The organism is Pseudomonas sp. GW531-T4 (genome assembly GCF_017349615.1).
GTDB lineage: Bacteria > Pseudomonadota > Gammaproteobacteria > Pseudomonadales > Pseudomonadaceae > Aquipseudomonas > Aquipseudomonas chlororaphis_I.
This window is the reverse complement of the sequence record NZ_JACMZT010000062.1, coordinates 22,990-30,251: the sequence shown is the minus strand read 5'-3', so window position 1 is coordinate 30,251 and position 7,262 is coordinate 22,990. Positions and strand designations below refer to the sequence as shown.

General features: G+C 60.9%; 5 protein-coding genes. All 5 read left to right on the top strand.

Annotated features, from left to right (window positions below; translation table 11 throughout):
• Positions 1-377: energy transducer TonB (locus tag J4D28_RS28870; protein WP_207246505.1), on the top strand; the 377-nt coding region annotated here is incomplete at its 5' end.
• Positions 378-429: 52 nt separating this feature from the next.
• The gene (locus J4D28_RS28865) at positions 430-1,491 is read left to right on the top strand and encodes a purine nucleoside permease (RefSeq protein WP_009046827.1); all 1,062 of its coding nucleotides are present in this window, start codon (positions 430-432) and stop codon (positions 1,489-1,491) included.
• A 289-nt stretch (positions 1,492-1,780) separates the two neighbouring features.
• On the top strand, positions 1,781-2,674 hold the full coding sequence (locus J4D28_RS28860) for a methylthioadenosine phosphorylase (RefSeq protein ID WP_009046826.1): 894 nt from the start codon (positions 1,781-1,783) through the stop codon (positions 2,672-2,674).
• Between the two features lie 126 nt (positions 2,675-2,800).
• Positions 2,801-5,281, top strand: a complete 2,481-nt coding sequence (locus J4D28_RS28855; RefSeq protein ID WP_016703810.1) for a TonB-dependent siderophore receptor — start codon at positions 2,801-2,803, stop codon at positions 5,279-5,281.
• Between the two features lie 227 nt (positions 5,282-5,508).
• Entirely contained in the window at positions 5,509-7,188 is a 1,680-nt protein-coding gene (acpA, locus tag J4D28_RS28850; protein WP_038630532.1) for an acid phosphatase, read from the top strand.
• Positions 7,189-7,262: the final 74 nt, after the last annotated feature.

The following is a 7,262-nucleotide window of genomic DNA, read 5'->3' as shown; positions in this document are numbered from 1 at the left end:
CGAAACCCAAACCGGAGCCCAAACCGCAACAGCCAGTGCCGCCGCCACCCGCGCCGACACCGCCACCACCGGTTACTCCACCGCCGCCACCGCCCGCACCGTCGAGCAGCACCGACGCGGTCGCCCTGGATCAGCAGGCACCGGTTTATCCGCGTGATGCCCGACAGGCCAAGATCGAGGGCTATGTGGTGCTGGAACTTGCGATCCGCCCGGACGGCACGGTTGCCAGTGCCAAGGTCCTCGAGTCGAAACCACGCAAGCTGTTCGACGAGGCCGCGATCAGCGCGGTGAAACGCTGGAAGTTCCAGCCGCGAATGGTCAATGGCGCAGCAGTTGAGCAGCGCGCTAAACAGACGGTCAGGTTCGACCTGAAATAAGCCCGTGGAGGGTGCGCGCGGAGCGCACGCCCTCTGCCAAGGAATCAAGACGATGACGACACGTACAACCAGTGGCGCACTCGCTGCCGCGCTGTGCTGCCTGGGCGCAGCCGGAGCAACCCAGGCCGCCGAGCAGCCGATTCAGATCAAGGCTGTAGTTCTGAGCATGTTCGAGGTCGGCCAGGATCAGGGAGACAACCCTGGCGAGTTTCAGTTCTGGCGTGAACGCGCCGGCCTGAATCAGTGCATGCCGCTCGCCCAGGGTTTTCATGACGTATGCCTGAACCCTGAAACCGGCGTCCTGGCAACGGTGACCGGCATGGGCACTGCCCGTGCGGCGGCGTCGGTAATGGCCCTGGGCATGGATCCACGCTTTGACTTGAGCAAGGCGTACTGGCTGGTCGCGGGCATTGCCGGCATCAATCCGCACAAGGGCTCCATCGGTTCGGCGGCATGGGCCAACTATGTGGTGGACGGTGACCTGGCGCACGAGATCGATGCGCGGGAAATCCCCAAAGACTGGAAAACCGGCTACACCCCGTTCTTTCGCGCAACGCCTTATGCCCAGCCACGTTCGGACAGCATCGGCGAAGTCTACAAGCTCAATGGTCGACTGGTGGATTGGGCCTACAACCTGACAAAGGACGTCCCACTGGTAGAAAACAAGGAACTGGCAGCGTTTCGCCAACAGTTCAAGGGCTTCCCCCAAGCCGTTCTGCCGGCCAGGGTCATGAAAGGCGACAACCTCGCCTCCTCGACGTTCTGGCACGGCAAGCGGCTCAACGACTGGGCCGGTGACTGGGTCAAGTACTGGACCGACGGCAAAGGGCAATTCGTGACTTCCGCCATGGAGGACACCGGAACCCTGCAGTCCCTCAGTTTCCTGAACAAAGCGGCGAAGGTGGACCTGGACCGCGTGCTGGTATTGCGTACCGCCAGTAACTACACCATGCAGCCACCCGGCATGAGCGCCGCGCAAAGCATGGCTCATGACCAGGCGGGTTTCGTCGGCATGCAGCCCTCGCTCGAGGCGGCCTATCGAGTGGGCAGCACAGTGATCAACGCGCTGACGGGAAACTGGGAGCTGTATTCGCAGACCCTGCCGGGACACTGAACTCATGACCCGGCCTGGTGAACGCCATACAACAAGCTGAGCCATGACCGGAGAAGCGCGATCGAGCACTGACAAGCGGATGTCGTTGATAACCGCACTCGTTGCTTGAAAACACTTCCTGGCGACTGAAGCCGCTGTTTACCGGTTCGGACAATAACCATACAGCCAGCGCGTTGCCGGCGCTGATGCTTAACACCAATGCCCGTTGGCTGACATTCAACCAACCCGCATGACGGCCACGCCTTGCCTGAGAAACGGCAGGACTTACAACTAAGTGAAGAGGTGTTTCATGAAAATCCTCCTGGGTTTATTACTTGGATGCTTATCGGTAACGGCCTGGGCCGCTACCCCCGCGGTTCCGTGCAAAGCCGATATTGCGGTGATTGGCGGTACATTCATCAACGATGCCATGTTGAAGTCCGGAAAACTCAAGGAGTCCTTCACCCTTGAAACTCCAGCCGGAACTTCCCCAACTATCTATTGCGGCAACTATAAAAACGTTCCGTTCTATTACATCAATATGCATGGCGACGGAAAGATCGTCGAAACCTGGGCTGCCCTTTACCAGCTACGGGTTAAAGATGCGATTGGTGGGGCAACAGCCGGTGGTATCAACCCGGCAATGAAGCTCCACGATCTGGTGGTGGCCGATGATGTCATCGACTTCAACATCGACCGGCCACTGGCGCTGCCGGATGCCATCTACCGCAAGGGCGACCATCCGGTTCCGCGCTACACGCCAGCCATGGATCCCATTCTTCGCGACATCCTGATCGATGAGACGCAGAAACGCCTGAATCGTGGAGATGCTCCCGTCGCCGGGATCAACCTGCACAAGAGCGGGGTGATCATGCAAACCCGCGGCGGGCGTTTCGAAACGGCTGCGGAAGTGCGCATGCTGGCCAAGATGGGGGGCGACCTGGTGACCATGAGCGTGGGGTCGGAAGTGATCTATGCGCGCATGGCCGGGATCAACTATGCCTCGCTGATCGCCATCTCCAATCCAGCCGAAGGCCTGGGTAACTGGACATGGGACACCATTCGCGAAGTTTACCCACGGCTTAATCCGGTGTGCCTGGAAATCGTTCTGGAGTCGTTGCCGAAGATTGCCGCCATCGGCAATAAGCCGCGGGTCGGCGACAGTTTGCGTATTCATCCGGAAATGACCTCAGAGAAGAAGTAAGCGAACTTCAACTTGCTCTAGAAGGCTGTGCAAGTACGGCAGGAACAGTTTGTGTTTCTGCCCGTACGCACTCGCCTGTTGTTCAACAACTTTTACATAAAAGCAAATGTAGTAGGGGAGTGTTCCATGGGTACATATAACTGGCGTCACCCGCAAAAACTGGCCCTGGCAGTTGCGGCTGCTGTGCAGATTCTCGGCGGACAGGCCATGGCCGAAGATCAGAAAGAGACGGTCGAACTTGAGGACTACATTCTCAAGGAGAGTGTCGAAGACACCATGGGCATCATGCCCAGCCAGCCGGTGAAGAGCGTTTTCGGCCTGGGCAAGTCCATCGCCGAAACCCCACGCTCGGTGTCGGATGTGTCGTCCGACCTGATCGAAAACTACGGCTTGCGCGACATCAACGACCTGGTTCGCCTCGCCCCGGGAGCCTACACCAGCTCCTTCTTCGGGGTGCCGGGGGCACTGAGCCTGCGTGGCGATGCCGCGGATAACTACTTCCGGGGGTTCAAGCGGGTAGAGAACCCTGGCAACTATGCAACGCCGATCCGCGCCGCCAGTTCGGTCGATATCGTGCGTGGCCCGGTTTCCCCCATCTACGGTGCCGGCAAGGTCGGCGGCTACATGAACTTCAACCCGAAATCCTCGAAGTCGGCGACCTCCAAGTTCATCGAAAAACCTACCGGGCAATTCGGTGTGACCGTGGGTTCCTATGACCAGTACATCACCACCGCCGAAGGCGGCTCGCCCTTCGAGTTGGGGGGGCGCCAGGGCGGTGTCTATGGTTTCTTCGAGCAGGAGGACTCGAAAAGCTACTTCGACAACGTCGAACCCAAGTCGACCATCGGCCAGATCGCCTTCGACATGGACCTCACCGACAACCTGCGGACCGAGTTCGGCGGCCAGTACCTGAAGGCCAAGCGCATCCAGAACCCCGGATGGAACCGGGTCACCCAGGACCTGATCGACCACGACACCTACATCACCGGCGCGCCGTCCAAGATGAGCTCAAGGGGCGATGTGCTGTTCCCTGACGATGTACGCAACAACATCAGCCCGGGCGTCGGTTTTCCACCGGGCAGCGGCAACTCCAAGCTGGACGTTTTCTGCCTGAACTACAGCAACTGCTTCTTCGACCCGAAAGACCCGAACGCGGCACTGAGCAACCCCGGGACCACCAAGCTCGACCGCAACAAGGTGTTCACCGACAAGAAGGACAAGGGCGAAAGCAAGGCCGCCACGGCGTACTTCGACCTTATCTGGTCGCTGGACAATGACATGGAGCTCAAGAACCAGTTCTTCTACGACTCCCTGGACCACAACAAATACACCAGCTATGGCTTCACCGCCGACTACGATGCCTACACCTGGGAAGACAAAGTCAGCCTGAGCTTCCCGCTGCAGATCGGGGAGGTCAGCACGTCCAACGTCGTCGGCGTCAACTATCGCTACTACAGCGCCATCGACCGTGAGTCCTACCTCGATGAAATCCTCGACCGCCGCGACCTGAACGTCGGGCCGACACCGGACGACAGCTTCGACATCGGTCATACCGGCAACGTCGAGATCGCTCCCGGCATGTACCGACGCAACTTCAACACCCAGAGCGCATCCATCACCAAAAACACCGGCGCGTTCATGCTGTCCGACATGAACTGGCAGAACTGGAACCTGCTGCTGGGCTACCGCTTCGACTACTACGACGCCAAGGCCAAGGAGAAGGCCCAGGCCACCAATGGCGATCTGGTCCGCGATGCCAATGGCGACGGGCGTCCGGACAAAGCCACCAACCACAACACCACTGACTCGTTCAGTGCCAGCCTCTCGTACAAGACGCCGTGGGGGTTCATCCCTTACTTCACCTACGCCGAGTCGACCGCGCTGTCGTCCAACCAGGCAGGCGGCGTAACAGCGTCGGACGTCTCCAGCGGCAACTACCTGCAGGACTCGAAACTGCGCGAGTACGGCATCAAGTACAACAGCGAGAACGGCAACGTCTACGCCGCGCTGGCCTACTACGACCAGGAGAAGACCTACCGCGACTCGCAAAACGGCAGCACTGTGCTGGTCAACGGCAAGGGTTACGAAGGTGAGTTGCGCTGGATGCTCAACCAGAACTTCTCCATGACGGCCTCGGCGACCAAACAGAAGGTGCGTGAGAAAGGGCAGCCTTTCACCGTGCTCAATACCGCCGCTGTCGCCCAAGCCTATGGCCTGGATCCGTCGCAACTCTATGGCTTCCGCTTCTTCGACCCGACCGGCCAGGTACTGGGTGGCGAGTACGATCGTGGCGGCGTACCGGAGTGGGTAACCAGCCTGTATGGCAACTACACCCAGCCGACCCCTTGGGGTGGCCGTGTGAACGCCAGCCTGGGCTTCACCTGGGTAGACGAGCAATGGGCGGACAACCAGAAGCAGATCAAGCTGCCTGACTACACCGTATGGAACGGCTCGGTGGGCTATTCCGAGAAGTCCTGGGAAGCGCTGTTTACCGTCAACAACCTGTTCAACGAGAAGTACTTCACTTCCGCCAACCTGTTCGACTCGACCCTGGTGTTCCCTTCCGCTCCGCGTACCTACACCGCCAGCTTCGTTTACAAATTCTGACCTCGCTGGCTAACCAGGGAGGCCCTGCCCGGGGCCTCCCTCATAGCTGATGGATTTCAAGCATTCGGCAACTCGCTCATGGCAGACCTCAGCGCCGCACTCCCCGCGCGTCCGCTCGATAGCCGGCGCTGCATTCATGACAAGCGCGCCAGCCGCACCCCCAGCGCTAGCGACATGAGTTTCAACGAGCCATGAGGATGCCCTGCAACTTCGGAGGAATACCTGTAATGAGCCACAACGACCCTGAAAACCCTGACACCCCGATCGATCCCAGTCGTCGCCACTTTCTCGCCGGTACCGCGGTACTGGGTGCCGGCGCCGCGCTCAACGGTTGCACGCCCAACAGCGATGCGCCCCCTACACCGGGCAAGCGCCCACTGTCCGCTGCCGAACTGGACAGGTCACTGCGCAAGCACGTCAAGACGGTGGTGGTGATCTATGCCGAGAACCGCAGCTTCAACAACCTGTTCGCCGATTTCCCCGGCCTCGAGCAGCCTCTTTCCAGCCTCAAGCCCGCCGCTTACCAGCAGCGCGACCGCGACGGCAGCCTGCTGCAAATCCTGCCCCCGGTCTGGGGCGGCACCCTGCATCTGGGACCGCAGACCGCGGATGGCGTGACCTATCCCGCTGGCGTGCCATTTCAGCAGGACCTGCCGAACGCGCCGTTCGCCCTCAAAGGCCCGAATGCCGAGGACCTGCCGCTGAGCCTGGTGACCCGCGATTTGTCCCACGAGTTCTACCAGAACCAGATGCAGATCAACGGTGGCATGAATGACCGGTTCGCCGCCTGGTCCGACTCCGGCGGCCTGACGATGGGGCACTACAGGCAAAGCCGCTATGCCCTTCGCCTGTGGGATATCGCGCGGCAGTTCGTGCTCTGCGACAACTTCTTCCAGGGCGCCTTTGGCGGTTCTTACCTGAACCACCAATACCTGATCTCGGCGGCGGTGCCGCACTATCCGAACGCCCGCAACTCGGTGGCCAAGGTGAAGATCGCCAACCTGCACAGCGACGACCCCAGCGACCCGCGGCTCAGGCCCCTGGCCGACTCGCCTGCCAGTGCCATGGACGGCCCCGCCCAGTTCGGCCCCTGCGCGCTCACCCCGGACGGTTATGCGGTCAACACCTTCGCGCCGCCCTACTGGCCGACCTGGCAACGCGACCCACAACGACCGGACTATTCCAAACCGGACCTGCCCTTCGTGCTGGTTCCGCAAAGCCACGAGCACATCGGCGACAAGCTGTCGAAAAGGAACATCGACTGGGCCTGGTACGCCGGTGGCTGGCAGGCCACCCTGGATGAGTTCAGCAGCTCGGGCGCGATCCCGAAAATCCCCAACTTCCAGTACCACCACCAGCCCTTCAACTACTTCCGGCAGCAAGGCCCGGAGCACCCCGGTGAACGCGCCAGGCGCCTGCGCGATGGCGGCCTGGGCGACGACCCGTCGACGAACCGGTTCTTCGCCGACGCCCTGGCCGGCAAGCTGCCGAGCGTGAGCTTCTACAAGCCCCAGGGCAACCTCAACATGCATGCCGGGTACACAGACGTCGCCGCGGGCGACCGGCATCTGGTCCGCGCGATCAAGACCCTGCAGGACAGTCCGCAGTGGAACAACATGGTGCTGATTGTCACGGTCGACGAGAACGGCGGCTGGTGGGATCACGTGGCTCCGCCCAAGGGCGATCGCTGGGGCCCGGGCAGCCGTATTCCGGCCCTGGTGGTATCGCCCTTCGCCCGCAAGGGGACGGTGGATCACACGGTGTATGACACGGCATCGATCCTGCGCCTGGTGACCCGGGTCTTCGACCTGGAAAAGCTCGATGGCCTGAAACTGCGTGACGAGGCCATGGCCGCCCGGGAACAGTCACCCATGGGCGACCTGACCAATGCGTTGCAGTTCGATTAGCCAACGCCGGAAAAGACTGATCGCGGCAGACGTCCAGTGGATCGGGTTATGGACGGCCTTGCTCATCCCCTGCA